This window comes from Rhodococcus sp. FW305-130 (genome assembly GCF_058788335.1).
Genome location: NZ_JBYTAP010000014.1, coordinates 1 through 18278 on the forward strand (window position 1 = coordinate 1; position 18278 = coordinate 18278).

The window sequence follows — 18278 nt, forward strand, 5'->3', positions numbered from 1 at the left end:
GGATGTCCGTGTGTTTCGAGACCCCAGGGCCCGTGCGCCTTTGTCACCCGCGGGGGGTGAAGAAAGGCCCACAGCGCGGAGCGCGGCTGCCGCTTCCTGCGCGACTACTGCATCGGTGACGTCGTATCCGTCCGATCCCCCGCCCGGGCCACCGGACACCGCGACAACCTTGCGTGCCGAGAGATGCACCGCATCGACGCCGACGGCGGCGATTGCCGGGATGTCGTCGACGGTTATTCCGCCACCGGCCATGATCTGGATCCGGCCTGCGGCATGTTCGACCATTCGACCGATCTCGTCGAGACCCTCGCTGCAGGTATCCGCACCCCCGGACGTCAGCACGCGGGTCACGCCCAGGTCGATCAGTTCGTCCAGCGCGGTCAGTCGGTCGGCCACCACGTCCATCGCACGATGTACCGTCACCTCGACCCTCGCACGGTCCACGCATCCGATGACGCGACGCAGCACGACGGTGTCGATCGTATTGTCTACTGTCAGCGCGCCGACCACGATGCCGGAAGCTCCACCGGCCACGGCCGCACGTACGTCGTGCTCCATCACCCACACTTCGTCGGGTGAGAACACAAAACCTCCGGCGCGCGGACGGATCAGCGGGTGAACCGCGATCCCCACTTCCGACGCTGCCTCGATCACTCCAATGCTTGGCGTCAATCCCCCCGTCGGACCGAGCGCCGCACACAACTCGACTCGAGTCGCTCCTACCGAACGTGCGATCCTCGCCCCCCGCACGTCCTGCACCGCCAGCTCCAGAACCGTCATGTCAGAAGGACTGCCACGACGGCTTGTGCTCGAGCGCATACCGGTAGTAGTCGGCAAGTTTGAGCGAACTGGCCGCAGCTTCGTCGATCACGACGGTGACATGGCGATGCAATTGCATCACCGAAGCCGGGCAGAACGCAGACAACGGACCTTCGACGGCAGCGGCGATCGCATCGGCCTTACCCTCTCCGGTCGCGATCATCACCAGATGCCTTGCATCGCTGATGGTTCCGAGACCCTGGGTGAGCACATGGTGTGGGACGTCGTCCACCCCGTCGAAGAACCGTGCGTTGTCGATCCGGGTCTGCTCGGTCAGCGTCTTCACGCGAGTTCTCGAAGTCAACGACGATCCTGGCTCGTTGAAGCCGATGTGACCGTCGGTGCCGATGCCGAGCAACTGCACGTCCACTCCCCCAGCCGCCGCGATGCTCTGGTCGTATCGCGCGATCTCTTTCTCCGGGCACGGTGCTTCACCGTTGGGACTCGACACCATCGCCGGATCCAGATTGACGTGATCGACGAACTCCGACCGAATCACCGAGTAGTACGACTGCGGATGGCGTTTCGGCAATCCCAGGTACTCGTCGAGCAGAAACGCCCGAGCCAGCGAGAAGTCGAGTTCGGCATCGCGATGCCTCGCTGCCAGTTCACGATAGGTTCCGATCGGCGACGACCCCGTTGCAAGCCCAAGCGTCGTCGCCCCGGCTCTGACGTAGCCTTCGACGATGTCCGCGACGGTCGAGTCGACCTCCGCGGGTGTCGGCTGAATTACGATTTCCATGATTTTTCCTTTCCGGCGGCTTTTCCGCCGAGTAGTACACGCCCCAGGCGCAATTGACGATCGGTGACCACGATGTCGGCTCGGCAGCCCACGGCCAGCGATCCGATCAGGTCGCCAAGTCCCAGCAGACGCGCTGGGCTCCGAGTTGCCGCTGCGACAGCGTCTTCCAGCGCGACGCCGCCGTTGAAGACGGTGCTGCGCAGCACGTCGAGCAACCTCGCGGTCCCTCCGGCGATCGCGCCGACCGAGCCGTCGGTCGTCGCGAGCCGTGCGACGCCCGCCTGTACGGTGACGTCGAGCGCACCGAGTTGGTAGTCGCCGTCGTCCATTCCCGCAGCGGCCATCGAATCGCTGACCAAGGCGATCTGGTCCGGTCCGACAGCATCGAAGACCATCGACACGGTCTCGGGTGCAAGATGCACACCGTCTGCGATCAGTTCCACCACCATCTCGCCTCTCGCGGCAGCCGCCAGGCACGCCGCGACGGGACCCGGAGATCGATGGTGCAGGGGCGGCATCCCGTTGAAGAGGTGGGTCGCGCTGATCTGTCCGGCCCAATCCCCGTGCACCGCAGCATCGATGCGCGCCGATGTCGTTGCCGCATCCGCATCGGTGTGACCGAAACTCGGCACGATGTTGCGACGACGCATGATCGCGAGCAACTCTTCGAAGTTCTCGGTCTCGGGTGCCAAGGTCATGGACCGCACGGTCCCCCGCGCAGCGTCACAGACGGCTTCGAGAAGGTCCGGATCGCCGGGCACGATCGCCGCCGGATCCTGGGCACCGCAGCGAACGCCGTTGATGAACGGCCCCTCGAGGTGGATACCCAGAAGTTCTCCGCGTTCGACCAGATCGGCGAGCATCGTTGCTTGTCGCACCAGATCTGCGCGCGGTGCAGAGACCAGGCTGGCCAGCATTCCGGTCGTGCCGTGCTCACAATGGTGCGCCGCCGCGCGGCTCGCTCCACCGGCGTCGGTGTTCGGGAAACCAGCACCCGCGGCGCCGTGGCTGTGGACATCGATCAAGCCGGGCATGATCACCGCGTCGGTGCGTTCCGGAATGACGACGACGGGTGTGGACGCCACATAGTCCGCAGCCGAGCCGACCCAACTGATCTTTTCGCCGTCCACGACGACGACTCCGTCGTGAATCTTCCCGGCCGGAGATCCGATGACAGTTCCCCGCAATACGATCGGATCGCCGGCAGTAGCCGAGCCTGATGTACTCATGCCGACTCGCGAATCCGCGCGACGGCCGCTCTACCCTCGATCGGGTTTCGCGCGCCCCGCGCCGCAGCGGCCATGTCCTTGCACACCGCCAGATCGAGAGAGGCCAGTTGCGCGCGAACTGCGCCCAATGCCGGGACCGACATCGACAGACTCGTCACGCCCAAACCGACCAGAACCGGAGCCAACAGCGGGTCCGACGCGGATTCTCCGCACACACCAACTGGTTTTCCGGCATCGGCGCCCGCCTGACCGACCATCGCGATCAGATCGAGGACCGCCGGCTGCCACGGATCGAGCAGTTGCGCCAGGCCTCCGGCCATACGATCCACGGCGCAGGTGTACTGGCTCAGATCATTGGTACCGATACTGACAAAATCGAGGTGCTCGAGGATATCCTTCGCCCGCAACGCTGCAGCTGGAACCTCGATCATCGCTCCGACCTTGCCGATCCCCCGCGAACGCGCAAGTTCTGCAAAGTCTTTCGCCTCGTCGGCCGTAGCTACCATCGGCGCCATGACCCACAGATCGGCGCCCGTCGCATTGCCTGCCGCCGCGAGGGCGTCGAGCTGGCTGATGAGTGTGTCGGGATAAACCGTGCCGACACGGAGCCCGCGGATACCAAGGGCCGGATTCTCCTCGACCCCGAGATCGAGAAACGGCAACGGCTTGTCCGAACCCGAATCGAGAGTGCGGACCACCACCTTCTGTCCGGCGAAGTGCCCGAGCACCGACGCGTACGTCTGTGCTTGCTCCTCCACCGACGGTGCGTCGTGACGCCCGAGATACGAGAATTCGGTACGGAACAGTCCGACGCCCTCGCAATCCGCCGCTCCGGCCCGCGCGGCGTCCTCGAGGGTTCCGATGTTGGCCGACAACCTCACCGCGAACCCGTCACGCGTGCGTCCTGGACCCTGTGCCGAAGCCGACTGCTCTGCCACGAACGATGCTTCGAGGACAGCGCGCTCGCGCGTTTCTGCCGAGGGATCGATGGTGACCGTCCCGGTGGTGCCGTCGAGGATGAGAAGTTTCCCCTCCGCCAGCAGATCGGTTCCCGAACAGTTGACCACGGCCGGGATTCCGAGCGACTTCGCCAAGATAGCCGTATGGCTGGTCGGACCTCCTTCGGCAGTCAACAATCCGACCACGTCACTGGTGCCCAGCGTCGCTGTATCCGCCGGAGCGAGGTCGCGCGCCACCAGTATGTACGGGTAACCGGGAGTGGGGATTCCGGGCATCGGCTCCCCGCGAAGAACGGCCACGGCTCGCTGCCCGAGATCGCGCAGATCGGTTGCCCGTTCGGCCATGTACCCGCCGAGCGCCGTGAGCTTTTCACAGAAGGCGTCGAAGGCGACTGCGACGGCGTGTGCGGTCGGCAGCCCCGATTCCAGGTTCGCCTTGGCCGCCTTCACGATGCCCGCGTCGCGCGCCATCGCAGCCGACGTCGTCAGGATCTCCGCGGAGACGCCCTCGACTGTCTTTGCACGCGAGAGCAGTTCCTCCGCGACGGCGTCCAGTGCCTCACGGATCCTGATCAGCTCCGCCTCGGGACTGCCCGTGATCGGGTCCGCCGCCGAGGTCGGCTCAGGCGTGGAGAATCGCAACCACGGCGCGCAGACCGAACCCGCGCTCACTCCGATACCCGCGATGCGGTTGTCCACACTCGCCGTCATCAGGCTTCGTCCAGTTCGGATGCGAGAAGCTCTGCGAGCGAACCGACCGCAGCGTCGGCGCCGTCACCGTCAGCACGCAAGGTCACCGAATCCCCGAATGCGGCTCCGAGAGTCATGACAGACAACATGCTGGAGGCATCGACGGGTTCGCCGTCGCCGAGCGCGATGGTGACGTCTACCGGTAGATCGGCTGCGGCGCGCGCGAAGAGCGCTGCGGGTCGTGCGTGGAGTCCGACGCGGGATCCGATTGTCGTGGTTGCGATCGCCATGTTCAGCGTCCTTCCAGTTCCTTGTCGAGCTTGTTTTCCAGTTCGGCGACGAGCGGGGCGTCGGTGCGGCTGTCACCTTCGGCAGCCAGTGCCAGTTCGGCCTCGAGCAGCGCTGGGTCGGGCTCACCTGCAGCCACCTCGACCTCTTCTTCTCGTCCTGGCGTGCGCAGATTCCACTTCTTGATGACGAAGCTGAAAAGGAAGTAGTAGATCACGGCGTAGCCGAGTCCGATCGGGATCAACATCCATGCGTTGGTTGCCTTGCCGAAGTTCAACACGTAGTCGAAGAAGCCTGCGGAGAACGTGAATCCGTCGTGAATCCCCAGCGCATTGACCAAGGCCATCGACGTTCCGGTCAGGAGCGAGTGGATGACGTACAGGGGCCATGCGACGAACATGAAGGAGAATTCGAGCGGCTCGGTGATACCGGTGAGGAATGCGGTCAGGCCGGTGGAGAGCATGATGCCGCCGACGAGCTTCTTCTGAGAAGGCTTGGCGTTGCGCCAGATTGCGAAGGCTGCAGCGGGGAGGGCGAACATCATGATCGGGAAGAAGCCGGTCATGAACGTACCGGCGGAGGGGTCGCCGGCGAAGAACCGGTTGAGGTCACCGCGAACGATCTGACCGCTCGCGTCCTGGTAGTCGCCGATCAGGAACCACACGGCGGAGTTCAATATGTGGTGCAGGCCCGTGGGGATCAGGAGGCGGTTCGCTGCGCCGTAAATGCCGCCGCCCACAACGGTATTGGAAGCAACTGCTTCACCGACCCAGTTGAGGCCGGAGTTGAACAAGGGGTACACGAATGCCATCAGGACACCGACCACAAGACCGGTGATCGCTGTCAGGATGGGAACGAGCCTGCGCCCGTTGAAGAACCCGAGATAATCGGGAAGCTTCGTTCGATAGAACCGCTGCCACAGGATCGCCGACAGCAAGCCCATCACGATACCGGCGAGCACACCGTAGTTGATCAGGGATTGATCCCCGTTCGGGTCCGTCTTCCCTTCGAGGACGATCGGCGACATCGCCTTGAACACGCCGTCGATCACCATGTAGCCGACGACGGCTGCCAAGGCAGTCGAGCCGTCGGCCTTCTTGGCCCAGCCGATCGCGATACCGACGGCGAAGATCAGCGGCAGCCACGTGAAGACTGCTTGTCCTGCTGCAGAGATCACTGCAGCAGCACTGTGCATCGAACTGAATCGCCCGAGCAGGTCGTCCTGGCCGAGGCGGAGCAAGATTCCTGCAGCCGGCAGAACGGCGATCGGAAGCATCAAGCTTCGGCCGAGGCGTTGAACCCCGGCGAACACTTTCGATTCCTTCTTCGGGGTGTCTTCGAGAGTCATCAAGGACCTTCTTCGTTCGCCGGGCCGCGTCGCGATCGGCCGCTGGTTCTGGAAATTCGGGTGTCGTGCACGTGCAGGTTTCGTGAAAATGCAGGTCACGGTTCATGCTCGGAAGTGAGGGCAAAACCGTTTTGTCGAAACTGTTGTGGAGCCGGACTTCCAACGGGTACTGTCCGGTCATAACCAGTTGTAGTTTTACCTGGTCGAGGCGAGTTGTCAACACCCAAATGTGACATACGTAACCGGGATAGCCTTGACCAGCAACTAGTCAGCCCACCTGTACGACCGTTCAACGATCACGACCAACCCGACAATCAGGAGCAGCAAATGTCGAAAGCGGAAGCAATCATCAAGGGCCTCGGCGGCGCAGAGAACATCGTCGAGATCGAGGCTTGCATCACCCGCCTGCGTACCGAGGTCAAGGACGGAGCGAAGGTGAACGAGTCCGCCCTCAAGGCTGCCGGCGCACACGGCGTACTCAAGGCCGGAACGGTTGTCCAGGTCATCGTCGGGCCCGAAGCCGACACCCTTGCCGAGGACATCGAGGACATCCTGTGACGGTCGTCCTCGCCCCGCTGCCCGGCCGGGTCGTCGCACTCGCGGACGTCCCGGACCCGGTTTTCGCTCAGCAGATGGTCGGCTCGGGCGTCGCGATCGAACCCGCCCGCGGTCAAGGCCCGCTCACGGTCGTGGCGCCGATCAGCGGAAAGATCCTGAAACTTCACCCCCACGCGTTTGTGATCTTCGGCGAGAAGGCCACCGGTGTGCTGGTCCATATCGGCATCGACACGGTCAAGCTCGAAGGCGACGGATTCACGCTCATCGCCGCCGAGGGTGACACCGTCGATGCGGGTGATCCCATTGTCAGCTTCGATCCAGCGCACATCGACACGACCGGCTACTCGGCGATCTGCCCGGTTGTCGTGATGGATTCCAAACCGGACACCGTCGAATCCCCTTCCGTCGGTGGGGACGTCGCCACTGGCGACACTCTGTTCGACTGGTCGGCGTAACGCAAAGGGCGAGCACACCGGAAGGTGTGCTCGCCCTTTCGTTTCGAACGATGGCTATTGGTCTCCGCGCGTTTTGGGCCGCGCCTGGCCCTGCACTTCCATCTGCAACTGGTAGCGGTCGGATCGGTACCAACTGCGAGTGTGTTCGACCGGCGCGATCTCACTGAACGACACTCGATCGAAGTACAGAACCGGCGCGCCTTTACGAGTGCCGAGGAGAGTCGCGATCTCCGTACTGGCACCATCTGCACTGACAGTCTGCTCTGCCCGGTCGATCGGCTTGTCGTACTTGTCAGCGGTCGCCCGGTAGATCGAACCCGTCAAGTCCATGTCGAGTAGACCAGGCAACAGTTCCGGATTGAACCAGCCGTCGTCCACACTCACCGGCTCGCCGTCGGCGAGGCGCAAGCGCTTGACGTGATACCCCTCGGAACCCGGTCTCATATTCAGTGCGGCAGCAGTGCTTTCGGGGACCGGCCCCTGCTCACTGACCAGGACCACTGTGGTGGGGTGATGCCCCTGGGCCCTCATCTCCTCGGTGAACGACGCAAGGTGCAGCTTGGACTGGACAGCGCGGTGCGCGACAAAGGTGCCCTTGCCACGCACACGCACGAGGTGTCCGTCATTGACCAACTGGCCGATGGCCTCGCGAACAGTGATCCGACTGACGCCGTAGTCCTGCATCAGGTTTCGCTCGCTGGTCATCAAGTCGCCAGGCTGGAGTTCTTGGGTGCACTTGCGCAGGAGAATGGTGCGCAACTGCTCATGTTTGGGTATTGCGCTGTCGCGCAAATGAACGGGCATCACAGCGACTGTCCCTCCGAGAAATGAATAGTCGTCTATTCGCCGACGATAACGATCTGAAATCGCGGGCAGGTCCCGACCGGACCGGTCCAATTAACGATACTGGAATTCACGGTAGGAAACTAGCATCAGTCCGGAGTTGTCCGATTTCAACCGTCCAACCGTCGGTAGATGGACCGTATTTCGTCCAAGGCGACGTTCTGCTGAGCCATGTCCAATCCCAGTGCCGCCACCGCCTCACGCAGACGGCGGATATCCAGATCGTCTATCGCCGGTCGAAATTGCACCTTCGGTAGCGCGGGGAGGGCAGCAGCGATTCCGAACCAATTCTCGACGTCTACCGGAACAGTCGACTCGTCCTCCACTCCCCCGATCAACTGCTCCAGGTCGACCCCGCGAAGTCTCAGCAACCTCAGCGGATCGGTGTCGATCCGCTCGGCAGTCAAGAACGCCACGGCCGCAGCGTGTTTGCACGGCCAACCGTCATCGGGGCAGGTGCAGTCGAAACGGAAAGCCGACGGGCCGTCCGGTATCAGTTGGGCAGCAAGCATGTCCGGGACAGTGCCGGACACCAGCGCGGCAAGGCTTCCCGGCACTCGGCGGATCTTGGTGATGATGTCGTCGATATCCGATTGATCAAGAGTGTCGATCGACAGCGTGGAAACGAAAGGTTGAAGTTGGCTGCCCTGAACCTCGGCCGTCACCACTCCCGGTTCGATGTCGAGCGCCAAAACCTGACCCGAACGCGCATACGTTCGCCCGCGCGTGACACGAGGTTTGTCGCCGATCTCTTCGACGACGCGGACAAAAGCGTTGCCCCAGAACGTTCTCCCGAACGCTGGACGAGGCTTGACCGGCGCAGGTGCTCGCCGCCGGGGCCCGGTGTACTCGCTGAAATCGGGGCCTTTACCGCGCGGACTCATTCGCCCACCGCGTCGTCGCCGAGTCGCAACAACTCGTCCAATTGCTCGACGCTCATCTCCGTCACCCAGTTCTCACCGGTCCCGACTGCAAGTTCGGCGAGTTCACTTTTACTCGCGATCATCGTGTCGATTCGCTCTTCCAAGGTTCCGACGCACACCATCTTGCGGACCTGCACGTTCTTTCTCTGACCGATGCGGAAGACACGGTCCGTCGCCTGGTTCTCAACCGCCGGGTTCCACCATCTGTCGAGGTGAACCACATGGTTGGCCGCTGTGAGATTCAGACCCGTGCCGCCGGCCTTGAGCGAGAGCACCATGATGGGCGGACCGTCTGCGCCTTGGAATGCCTCGACCATCGCGTCGCGTCCAGCCTTGGACACGCCGCCGTGGAGAAACGGAACCTCGGTGGTGAACCGGTCGGCCAGGTACGGCACCACCAATTCGCCGAACTCACGAAACTGTGTGAACAACAGAACCTTCTCGTCGTCGCCGATGACCGACTCGACGATGTCCTCGACCAGTCCGAGCTTTCCCGAACGGTGTTGCCCGCGGCGCATCACCGGCGAACCGTCGCGCAGGAAATGCGCCGGATGATTGCACACCTGTTTGAGTTTGGTCAGCGCAGACAGGACGGCGCCTTTGCGCTTCATCCCTTCCGTTCCCTTGATCTGCGCCATCATCTCGTCCACCACGGCGCGGTACAACGCCGCCTGTTCCTCACTGAGATTCGCTCGAACCGTCATCTCCAACTTCTCCGGGAGATCCGCGATCACGGAGGGATCGGTCTTGACCCGTCGCAGCACAAAGGGGGACGTGACGGCTCGCAGTCTCGAGACGGCAAGTTGATCTTTTTCCCGCTCGATCGGCACGACAAACCGTTTGCGGAACATCTGCTCAGAGCCGAGTACCCCGCGATTGGCAAAATCGAGGATGGACCGCAACTCGTCCAGCCGGTTCTCCACCGGCGTTCCGGTCAGAGCAACGCGATGGTCCGCAGGAATGCTGCGAGCAGCGCGGGCCTGAGATGTCTTGGCGTTCTTGATGTGTTGAGCTTCGTCAAGCACCACGCGCCGCCAGTCGAGATCCTTGAGCGCCGCGACGTCGCGGGTCATGAGCGCGTAGGTGGTGATCACCAGATCACTCTCACGAACTGCCTGTTCCAACTCCGCCCCGGTAGCGCGATCCGAACCGTGATGAACGTAGACGCGCAGGCTCGGCACAAATCGCGCCGCTTCACGCTGCCAGTTTCCCACGACCGACATCGGGCACACCAAAAGTGTTGCTGTCTTGGACTTCTCGTGCGCAAGTAACGCCAACAGTTGCAGCGTCTTACCCAGACCCATGTCGTCGGCCAGTACCGCGCCGAGCCCGAGGGCACTCATGTACACCAACCAGTCGAGACCGCGTCGTTGATACGGACGCAAAGTCGCGTTGACCGTCGACGGTACCGCGACCTGCCGCGGAGCTACCGACTGGTCGAGCAGTGCAGAAGCCCATCCGGTTGCCTTCACTTCCTCGACCGGCAGGTCTTTGAGGTCGTCGGCGATCAAATCCTTGATCAGATCGACAATCGCCCGGTCCCCGCTCGAATGCCGCTGACTGACAAAACGAGCCGCGCGGGCCAGGACGTCTTTGTCCGCCTGAACCCACTCGCCGCGCAACTGGACCAGATCGGACTTCGCATCGACCAGTCGGGTCATTTCCTCGGCGGTGAGCACCTTGTTTCCGAGCGCCAATTCCCAATCGTATTCCAGCAATTGGTCCATACCGACCGTACGATTCTCCGCAACGATCGGAGACGCCGCCGAGGTCACCCGCACACGCAGGGATGGAGACACCACGTTCCAGGCACGCGGAAGCAGCAGCGTGATCCCTCGCTCTCGCAGGACTATCGCGCCGTGTCCGACCAGGTCCATCACGACAGGAGTGGGCAGCAACAGGTCGAGACTGTCCTCGTCGCGCGGCACGTCGCGAAAACGTGGGTAAGCCTTGATCGCCTCTTCGAGTTTGCGGCTGCCGAGCTGGATACGTTTGGGATCTGCCCGGTGCAGTCGAACACGTTCGGGCGCTTCACCTTCGGGACGCAAACACACGTGCAGACGCCACAGCGCATCGTCGTCCGGATCGGAATTGTCGTCGAGTTCAGGCTCGATCAGCCGCAGAACCAGGTCCGGCTCTCCGGCGGTGAACGTCGACCCCCATTCGGCGAGTCCCTCGGCCGCTCGTACCGACACGTCGTCGAAAGCGTCCCCGGACAACACGGCCTGCCACAGCGGGGTCTGCACCACCGGATGCGAGTCACCGAGAACACGACGGACGATCGGGTCCGTGAGTTCGTTCGTGATGTCTTCGATCGTCGCCCTCGGCGAGCCGACCGCCCGCTGCACCGGCGGCATGGCCACTACCAATTCGCCGATCCAGGCGCGCTGGCGTTCCCCCACCGACAACTGCCACCGCGGCCACCAACTACCCTCGGCTCGCGTCAGCGCCGGTACCACCCGGCCGGCGCGCACCCAACGGTCGATTCCTCGCGCCACGTGCACGAGAAAGTGCAGGTCTCCCGCGATTCGCTGATCGTCGGCCTTGAACCGCAGCAGGAGAGCGACTGCGTCCGGCGGCGCCAACGCAACAGCTGCGTACTCACTCTGCAAAGGCCCGCCAGGCACGGGCGGCATAGCGACATTCACACGATGACGGAACTTACGATGCAGGACAGCACTGACCGGATCTCGCGGATCGTCGGTTCCGGCACCGTCGTGCCCGTCGACCCACAGTTTGAGCCCCGATCCCGGTGACCAGAGTCCATGCAGCATCCGACCATCCAATCAGGTGCCACCGACACCGCTCTTCGTCACCACCCTTCCGGACCGTCCTTCCGATCTGGCTGGGCAATAGGCTGGCAGTCATGACGACGGCATACGGCTTCCACCGTTGCGCTAAGTCTCCCATATCGTCCAATACCGAGGGAGCGTACGTCATGACCAGCATTAATACTGTGGCCGCTACGATGGCCGGAAATCCCGTATTCACCAGTGAGACATACGTTTCCGATGCAATGTCCGAACGCGCACTACTGGCCGCAGAGCTGGTGATGACCTTGCCCGATCGTGAGACCTGGCAGGCGCGCTACTTCGAGACGGCAGAGACACAGGGCTACCTTGTGGCCGACGCATGGCTGATAGTCGCAACCGCCCACCTGATGGAATAACGCCCCGACATATTGAAGTGCAGACAGACAAAAGAACCGCCCAGCTCGCAGGAAGACGAGAGGGGCGGTTCTTTGTGGCGGTGATGGGCCGCGTACTGGTGATCCCAAAGATGACAGTCAAACGAGAACTGAACCAACGACTCCGAGTCTACTCGTTAGCCGCGCTAAGGGCCTGGACTTATTGAATCGCCGAGAGTGCGCGCATGACAAAGCCCCCCAGCTCTGGAAGTAGCCGAGAGGCTTTGCCTTGGCGCGGCCCGCAATGACCGCAGATTCCTCTGTGAGAGACGCTCCCGATTCTAGCGCCGGGTCGAGTGCGCCGCTCCCAAACCTCAACCATGGTTCAGCGTTGCGCCTTCCCGCTGCCTGTGGCCTACTACGCCGCCACGAATTTCAGAGCCCAATTCCGTTGCCCTACAAGGTATTCACGACTCCACGTCTTCTCCACATATGTCGGCCCTGGGGCGTATAACTATCTACAAGACCAGCGAGAGGACGCGCCGCCATGGCACCAAAGACACACTGCAAGAACGGACACGAGTTCACACCCGAAAATACGATCGTCAAAAAGCGTGACGGCATCCCAATTGGCAGAAACTGCAGGACATGCCAGTACGCCGCCAATGAACGCTCGATACTCCGCAGGGTTGCCGCATACAAGGCCGAGCACGGAATCGAATCGTGAGAAGCATCGGGCAGTACGGCGGGACTCACTACGACGCCGACGAATTCACATATCCCGTAGACGAGCCAGCGACCGAGACGCCGCACTGTGCCGACGCCCGAGGTTGCTATCTCAAGATCCACGCAAGCGGACTCTGCCGGAAACACTGGCTCGCCCACAGGAAAGCACGAAAGGAGGAAGAGGAATCATGAGTAAAGCAACGCAGATCCTCGACTACCTGAACAAGGCTGGAGGATCGCAGACACCCCGGCAAATCGAGGTAGCACTTACGGCGGATGGTCCCGCGCTACGAATGGCGCTGCGAGAGCTTCAACTGACGGGCGACCTGATAGATGTCGGCACAGCGGCGCGGCCACGATTAATCACAGCATCGTTGCTATCCGTCCGAATGGGGAAACCATGAGTGTCTATCTCAGCGCGTTGTTCCTGAAGGCGCGCACAGACCTAGATGTTTTCGTACGCAAGTTTGATCTTAGTGCGTCGGACATCGGTTTCTACTACGTACTCATGTCGGTATCTAAACGGGATCTAACGGACGGTCTACTGAGCATGAAGGAGGTTTCTAAGGAGGCTCGAAACGTGCATCTACGTGGGTGGAAAAAGTGCATCGAGAAGCTACTCGAAGCCGGTCTGATTACCGAAATCACCGACGCCGGAATCCAACTCGACTGGAGAGGCCAGACCACACGGGAGGCTGTCGAAAAACGGTCGGTGACCAGGGCCGACGGTACCCACGACGTTGGGAAGATGCACGAGAACGGCGACCATACCTATTGCCGTAAACCGCACTGCGACACTGCGACCCAATGGGCCAAGCGCTACGACGAGAACGGAGTCAAAAGGGTCACCCAAAAGGTAACCGGAAAGGGTTATGGCAGTGACCCCACAGGTGACCACCCCCAGGTCACTCAGAGTCATAACCAAATCCAGAGGCAGAAAGACTCTGGATTTGGGGATGATGAAGCGGCTGCGCCGACGCTTACGCCTGGGGGCGACGCGCCGTACTCGCCGCCAGAAAAAGACGCCCTTCCTGTGGCCGACGACGAGGATTACACGCCGCCGACGCCACGAACGGAAAGAACGTGGGTGATCTGAAATGTTGACGTTGAATCTGAAGAGCTACGAGCCTGACGGCCCCGGAACCGGAAGCAACTGGCTGGACTCGGACGGCCGAGGTTGGGGGGACATGAGCGTGACCCGAGCCGAGTGGACCGCATTGCCGCCAGGTGAGTACGACGACCGCGACTGGTTGCACCCCGACCGGATCGAAGCGCGGATCTTCGCGAGAATGCGCGACCTCCTGTGGGAACCGCTTCGCCGGATCGGTGGGGAAGTCACCGGAGGGACGGGAAGCGGCGTGATCGTTCAGCTACCGATGGACTACCGACCCGAGAACTACGGCACCGACGAGGAAGTGTTCACCCCGACCAGGGAAGCCCTCACGATCCTTGCCGAAGCCAAGACCCGAGCTGTGGATGAGGAGAGGAACGCCATTCGGGAGTGGCTGGTTATCCGCGAGGGGGCCGAGAATGCCTACTAGGTTCCCAAGTGAGGGCAAGCAAGGAAAAAGCCCCCAGAATTGATCTGAGAGCCTTTTCCTGCCGAACTGCTTAGAAGGTGCACATCACGTCGCCCTCGACTTCGCCGGTCTCAGGGTTCACGTACTCGCCCGGTTCGTACCAAGTGAAGCCGGGAAGGGGATGCTTCGGGATGGTCCAGGCGACGGACGGACGACGACGAGTTTCGAGTGCAGCGGTCATGGTTGTTTCCTCCACTGATTCTGCCGGGTCTCCCGAGCAACGGGACTTATTCTACTCCGACTAGAACAATTCTCCAAGCGATCCGTTGGGGGCCACAGGGCAACTCGCTTCGCTCGCCAAAAGCAAACGCCGTGCATCCCTTGCGATTACAACGACAACCGAATAGTGCTTTTCCTCCCTGTGGCCGAAACCGGTTGCCGGACAGCGAATGAAGGAGAAGGCAAGTGATCACCAACAATGGCAAGCGCCACTGCAACGATTGCGGCAAGAGAATCGAAACACTGCACGGCATACTACTTTTGGTTTCGAAAGACAGTGAGCACTACTGCCTCAAGTGCTACCGAAAACACTTCGCGCCGATCGAACTCGAATACCTCGACACCCGCATGACCGAAGTCTTTCGAGCCAAGATTCTGGGTATCCCGACGCCTCAAGATGTGAAGAACGGCGGGCTGGTCGAGTCGGTGCCGACGATCGCAGACCGGCCATGACCAGATCCCCTGTGGCCGAAGCGCTACGCGTGATCGTTGCACTCAAAGCCGCGCCTGGTGCCCTCACAGCGTCCGAACTGGCATCCCGGACTCAACTACCCTTGCCGATTGTTCTCGACGCTCTGGCGGCAAGCGAGGCAGCAGAACTGGTGGCCCGAGTCCCGGACAGCCGCCGAGGGTTCGCGAGTCGTTGGCGCACTACGGAATCGGTCTGGCTATGACTAGCTTCGCGGTAATCCTGGTACTGGTCGTGATGATTGCAGTTCTGGACGAGTGCAGACGATGACGGCAACGTGGAATGACCCGAGGTACGGCGAAATCACCAAGTTGGACGTAACCGCCGAGACCAGACGACGCCGATCGAAGAAACTCGACAAGGCCGCAGCACGTAGACGCAAACTCGAATTCGCTGTAGTCGAAACACTACGGCGACACCCGAACCTGACACGCGGAGAGATTCACAAGCAACTAGCCGAGGACCGAGTGCGGGCAAGTCTGGCGGCAGTGGTGGCAGCCGTAGACAGACTCAGCGAGCAACTACGAATCACCTACGAATTGCAAGGCACCCCAGCGGTACACGTCTACCGACCGAATGAGGGCTACTACTACGGACACAAGGACACCGAGCAATGACAGCCGCGACCATCCCATGGCTACCGGGAGAACTACCGGAATTCGAACCTACACACCTGATTACGATCACGGAGGACAGAACAATGACTACCGACAACTACTCAGCACTACGCGGTATCGAGCTATTCAAGTGGAAGGTCTCGCGGCTGACCGAGATGGCTATCGAGCAACTTCCACCCGATGAACAGCAAGCGATCGCAGACAATCCGGGAGTGAGCTACACCGTGAAAGATCATGTGGTCGAATTCCGCACGGCAGCATTCCCGGATCGTGTGTTGGTGATGGCAGACGCGGATTGGATCTTGGATGACTGCGACCCGAGCGGCCCAGAACTCGAATATGTGCCCTCTGCCGATGAAATCCCGGACACTATCGCCGAACTCACCGACTGACCGAATCCCTGTGGACCCCTGGCAGTGCGGGCTGTCCGGGGTCCACAGCCTTGGCACAATCCCAGATCCTTAGCTATGCTAAAGAGGCTAGGTCGCCCGGTATCAGCCGGGACCGCCAGCAGCGAGCAGATCGAACGCCGGAATCCCTTGCGGATCACCACGTCACGTCCCTGTAGAGGTTTCTGGAGCAACCTAGCTCCCTCTATTTCAGCGACGAAAGACTCTGTCATGTCACGCAATTCTTACACGCGAGCACTCTCGAATGACCTCGAAATCCGCTCCAGCGGCGACGGTCGAACAGTTCACGGCATCGTGGTCCCGTTCGATTCACCGACGCAGATCAGCGATTACGACGGCGACTACCAGGAAACATTCAAACGCGGGGCCTTCACCAGATCCATTGCCGAGCGCGGCGACCGGATCAAGTTTCTCTCTCAGCATCAGCGCACCACGAATCCACTTGGCCGCGCAGTGTTGCTCAGGGAAGACACCGCAGGTCTCTACGGTGAGTTCCGAGTCAGCGCCACCCAAGCGGGAGACGAGGTACTCGAACTCATCCGGGATGGAGCACTCGACAGTTTCTCTGTGGGATTCCAACCGATTCGAGAAACATGGAATCGCAACAGAACCGAGCGAACTCACTACGAGTCCAAGTTGACCGAGGTATCGGTGGTGTCGTTCCCTGCCTACGAGCAGGCACACATCGCGGGCGTACGGGCAGTTCGACTCCCACAACTCGACTCGAATCAACTAGCGGCCCGTCTAGGGCTACTCAAAGCAACGTACGGGCTGTAAAGCCCTCACACTCCAAAGGAACAGCTATGAAGATCAATACGAAGGACGCGCGTTTCGACGCACTCCGAACAATGAACCGAGAAGAGCGGGCAGCCAAGCTCACCGAGCATCAGGCATATGTCGAACCCTTCACCACACGCAGCGAAGCGATCAATGCGGAAGAGGCCGAGCGACTGGCAACGGTACTGGACGAGATCGAATTTCTCTGCCACGTACGCGAACAGGAACAGCGCCTATTGCAGCTGGCGGGCACTTCCGGACACGTCGAAGCTCCCAGCACTCGCGCACGCAAGGACAGCGACCCGACCAGGGATGCAGCGCTGAGTAACATCGAGCGCAGCCACAAGGCCGGACGACTCTCCGACGCCGCTGCAACACTTTCCGAGGCACTGGTGGGCACCGATTCCACTGTGGCCCGATTGGCAGCTGTGACCGGCAGTGATGCTTACCGCAGCGCGTTCGCCAAACTGGTAGTCAACCCCGAGCGCGGGCACTTGCTCTGGACGCCGGAAGAGTCTCAGTCCTACCGGGACGCCGACCAGGTTCGCGGACTTATCGAGGGTGCAGGCGGTACCGGAAAGCATTTGGTGCCCTTCGATCTGGACCCAAGCATCATCCTGACCAACGCGGGTAGCGTCTCTCCGCTTCGCGAAATCTCGCGGGTCGTGCAGACCACTTCCAACGCCTGGAATGGTGTCAGCTCCGCTGGTGTCACATCCGAGTGGTTGGCCGAAGCAGCCGAGGCCGCAGACGCAACACCGACGCTGGCACCCGAGCCGATCCCTGTTCACAAGGCAGCCAGTTGGGTTCCCTTCTCTATTGAACTGGAAGAGGATGGTTTGCAGTTGCTCAGTCAGTTGCAGGCATTGCTCGCTGATTCGGCACTGCAGCTCGAAAACGCGGCCTTTGCAACCGGATCGGGCACCGGACAGCCAACGGGTCTCATCACTGCCCTTGTGGCCGCTGGTGGATCTGTGATCGTTCCGGCAGCCGGTGAAGCGCTCACGTCGGCAGACATCTACACCTTGCAAGGGGCACTCGGTTCGCGCTGGCAGCCCAATGCATCGTTCGCGGGCAACCTGGCGATCCTGAACACCATCCGGCAGTTCGAGACCACCAACGGCGCGCTGAAGTTCCCAGGGGCGCAGGCAGTACCCGCAAACCTGTTGAGCCGACCGCTGCACGAAATTTCGGGAATGGACGGCACGATCAACGCCGCAGTGACCGCAGCCAACTACGCGCTGGTGTACGGCGACTTCTCGAATTTCGTGATCGTGGATCGCATCGGCACGACTGTCGAACTGGTTCCGCACCTCATGGGATCAAACCGTAGGCCGACCGGCGAACGCGGTTTGTACATGCATCGCCGTGTTGGTTCCGATGTTGTGAACGCCAACGCATTCCGGCTCTTGAACGTCGCAACCACGGCCTGATGAACTCCCTCTCGATGATGTTTCGTGAGTGTCGCATCATCGGGAGGGCCGACCGGCAGAGCGCGT

Annotated in this window: 21 protein-coding genes; 11 read left to right on the forward strand and 10 right to left on the reverse strand. The window is 61.5% G+C overall.

All coding sequences use genetic code 11. The features are described from left to right. The 6 genes from AC3WQS_RS29900 to AC3WQS_RS29925 form a co-directional block, all read right to left on the reverse strand. Positions 1–780, reverse strand: a 780-nt coding sequence (locus tag AC3WQS_RS29900) for a copper homeostasis protein CutC (protein ID WP_492741630.1), incomplete at its 3' end; no start/stop codon positions are given. 1 nt (position 781) lies between these two features. Next, positions 782–1561, reverse strand: coding sequence for a glucosamine-6-phosphate deaminase (nagB, locus tag AC3WQS_RS29905; protein ID WP_021334281.1), 780 nt, complete (start codon positions 1559–1561; stop codon positions 782–784). After that, positions 1549–2790: an N-acetylglucosamine-6-phosphate deacetylase gene (locus tag AC3WQS_RS29910; protein ID WP_492712858.1), complete on the reverse strand. Its 1242-nt coding sequence runs from the start codon at positions 2788–2790 to the stop codon at positions 1549–1551. Before AC3WQS_RS29910 ends, nagB begins: the two co-directional genes overlap by 13 nt. Beyond that, positions 2787–4460, reverse strand: coding sequence for a phosphoenolpyruvate--protein phosphotransferase (gene ptsP / locus AC3WQS_RS29915; protein ID WP_083059485.1), 1674 nt, complete (start codon positions 4458–4460; stop codon positions 2787–2789). Before ptsP ends, AC3WQS_RS29910 begins: the two co-directional genes overlap by 4 nt. Further along, positions 4460–4729, reverse strand: a complete 270-nt coding sequence (locus tag AC3WQS_RS29920; protein WP_003941322.1) for an HPr family phosphocarrier protein — start codon at positions 4727–4729, stop codon at positions 4460–4462. The genes ptsP and AC3WQS_RS29920 overlap by 1 nt, the downstream gene beginning before the upstream one ends. A 2-nt stretch (positions 4730–4731) precedes the next feature. After that, the gene (locus AC3WQS_RS29925) at positions 4732–6075 is read right to left on the reverse strand and encodes a PTS transporter subunit EIIC (protein WP_003941307.1); all 1344 of its coding nucleotides are present in this window, start codon (positions 6073–6075) and stop codon (positions 4732–4734) included. A 327-nt stretch (positions 6076–6402) separates the two neighbouring features. Here AC3WQS_RS29925 and AC3WQS_RS29930 point away from each other — a divergent pair, with 327 nt between their 5' ends. Together AC3WQS_RS29930 and AC3WQS_RS29935 are read left to right on the forward strand one after the other, a co-directional pair. After that, a complete protein-coding gene (locus AC3WQS_RS29930) occupies positions 6403–6633 on the forward strand; it encodes a PTS sugar transporter subunit IIB (RefSeq protein ID WP_003941324.1) in 231 nt (76 codons plus the stop codon). Further along, positions 6630–7088: a PTS sugar transporter subunit IIA gene (locus AC3WQS_RS29935; RefSeq protein WP_019749215.1), complete on the forward strand. Its 459-nt coding sequence runs from the start codon at positions 6630–6632 to the stop codon at positions 7086–7088. Before AC3WQS_RS29930 ends, AC3WQS_RS29935 begins: the two co-directional genes overlap by 4 nt. A gap of 54 nt (positions 7089–7142) precedes the next feature. On the opposite strand, the gene AC3WQS_RS29940 is transcribed toward AC3WQS_RS29935, so the two are convergent. From AC3WQS_RS29940 to AC3WQS_RS29950, 3 genes are all read right to left on the reverse strand, one after another. Continuing rightward, positions 7143–7892, reverse strand: a complete 750-nt coding sequence (locus AC3WQS_RS29940) for a GntR family transcriptional regulator (protein ID WP_019749216.1) — start codon at positions 7890–7892, stop codon at positions 7143–7145. 149 nt (positions 7893–8041) lie between these two features. After that, positions 8042–8815 (reverse strand): SWIM zinc finger family protein, encoded by a 774-nt coding sequence (locus AC3WQS_RS29945; RefSeq protein ID WP_492712857.1) that lies wholly within the window; start codon positions 8813–8815, stop codon positions 8042–8044. Beyond that, the gene (locus tag AC3WQS_RS29950; protein WP_492712856.1) at positions 8812–11628 is read right to left on the reverse strand and encodes a DEAD/DEAH box helicase; all 2817 of its coding nucleotides are present in this window, start codon (positions 11626–11628) and stop codon (positions 8812–8814) included. Before AC3WQS_RS29950 ends, AC3WQS_RS29945 begins: the two co-directional genes overlap by 4 nt. A gap of 164 nt (positions 11629–11792) precedes the next feature. Between AC3WQS_RS29950 and AC3WQS_RS29955 the strand changes: the two genes are divergently transcribed. The 3 genes from AC3WQS_RS29955 (at position 11793) to AC3WQS_RS29965 (ending at position 14248) form a co-directional block, all read left to right on the forward strand. Further along, the gene (locus tag AC3WQS_RS29955; RefSeq protein ID WP_492712855.1) at positions 11793–12023 is read left to right on the forward strand and encodes a hypothetical protein; all 231 of its coding nucleotides are present in this window, start codon (positions 11793–11795) and stop codon (positions 12021–12023) included. A gap of 1084 nt (positions 12024–13107) precedes the next feature. Beyond that, positions 13108–13803 (forward strand): hypothetical protein, encoded by a 696-nt coding sequence (locus tag AC3WQS_RS29960; protein WP_492712854.1) that lies wholly within the window; start codon positions 13108–13110, stop codon positions 13801–13803. A 1-nt stretch (position 13804) separates the two neighbouring features. Then, the gene (locus AC3WQS_RS29965; protein ID WP_492712853.1) at positions 13805–14248 is read left to right on the forward strand and encodes a hypothetical protein; all 444 of its coding nucleotides are present in this window, start codon (positions 13805–13807) and stop codon (positions 14246–14248) included. A gap of 70 nt (positions 14249–14318) precedes the next feature. Here the strand turns inward: AC3WQS_RS29965 and AC3WQS_RS29970 are convergent, their stop codons facing one another. Continuing rightward, on the reverse strand, positions 14319–14468 hold the full coding sequence (locus tag AC3WQS_RS29970; protein ID WP_492712852.1) for a hypothetical protein: 150 nt from the start codon (positions 14466–14468) through the stop codon (positions 14319–14321). A gap of 224 nt (positions 14469–14692) precedes the next feature. On the opposite strand from AC3WQS_RS29970, the gene AC3WQS_RS29975 reads away from it, so the two are divergent. From AC3WQS_RS29975 to AC3WQS_RS30000, 6 genes are all read left to right on the forward strand, one after another. Continuing rightward, complete coding sequence (locus AC3WQS_RS29975) at positions 14693–14959, forward strand: hypothetical protein (protein ID WP_492712851.1); 267 nt, start codon at positions 14693–14695, stop codon at positions 14957–14959. Continuing rightward, a complete protein-coding gene (locus AC3WQS_RS29980) occupies positions 14956–15180 on the forward strand; it encodes a hypothetical protein (protein ID WP_143538668.1) in 225 nt (74 codons plus the stop codon). Before AC3WQS_RS29975 ends, AC3WQS_RS29980 begins: the two co-directional genes overlap by 4 nt. A gap of 61 nt (positions 15181–15241) precedes the next feature. Next, entirely contained in the window at positions 15242–15592 is a 351-nt protein-coding gene (locus AC3WQS_RS29985) for a hypothetical protein (RefSeq protein ID WP_492712850.1), read from the forward strand. A gap of 83 nt (positions 15593–15675) precedes the next feature. Continuing rightward, positions 15676–15984 (forward strand): hypothetical protein, encoded by a 309-nt coding sequence (locus AC3WQS_RS29990; RefSeq protein WP_492712849.1) that lies wholly within the window; start codon positions 15676–15678, stop codon positions 15982–15984. A gap of 228 nt (positions 15985–16212) precedes the next feature. Then, entirely contained in the window at positions 16213–16779 is a 567-nt protein-coding gene (locus AC3WQS_RS29995) for an HK97 family phage prohead protease (RefSeq protein WP_446695756.1), read from the forward strand. Between the two features lie 26 nt (positions 16780–16805). Then, on the forward strand, positions 16806–18212 hold the full coding sequence (locus AC3WQS_RS30000) for a phage major capsid protein (protein WP_492712848.1): 1407 nt from the start codon (positions 16806–16808) through the stop codon (positions 18210–18212). Positions 18213–18278 lie beyond the last annotated feature (66 nt).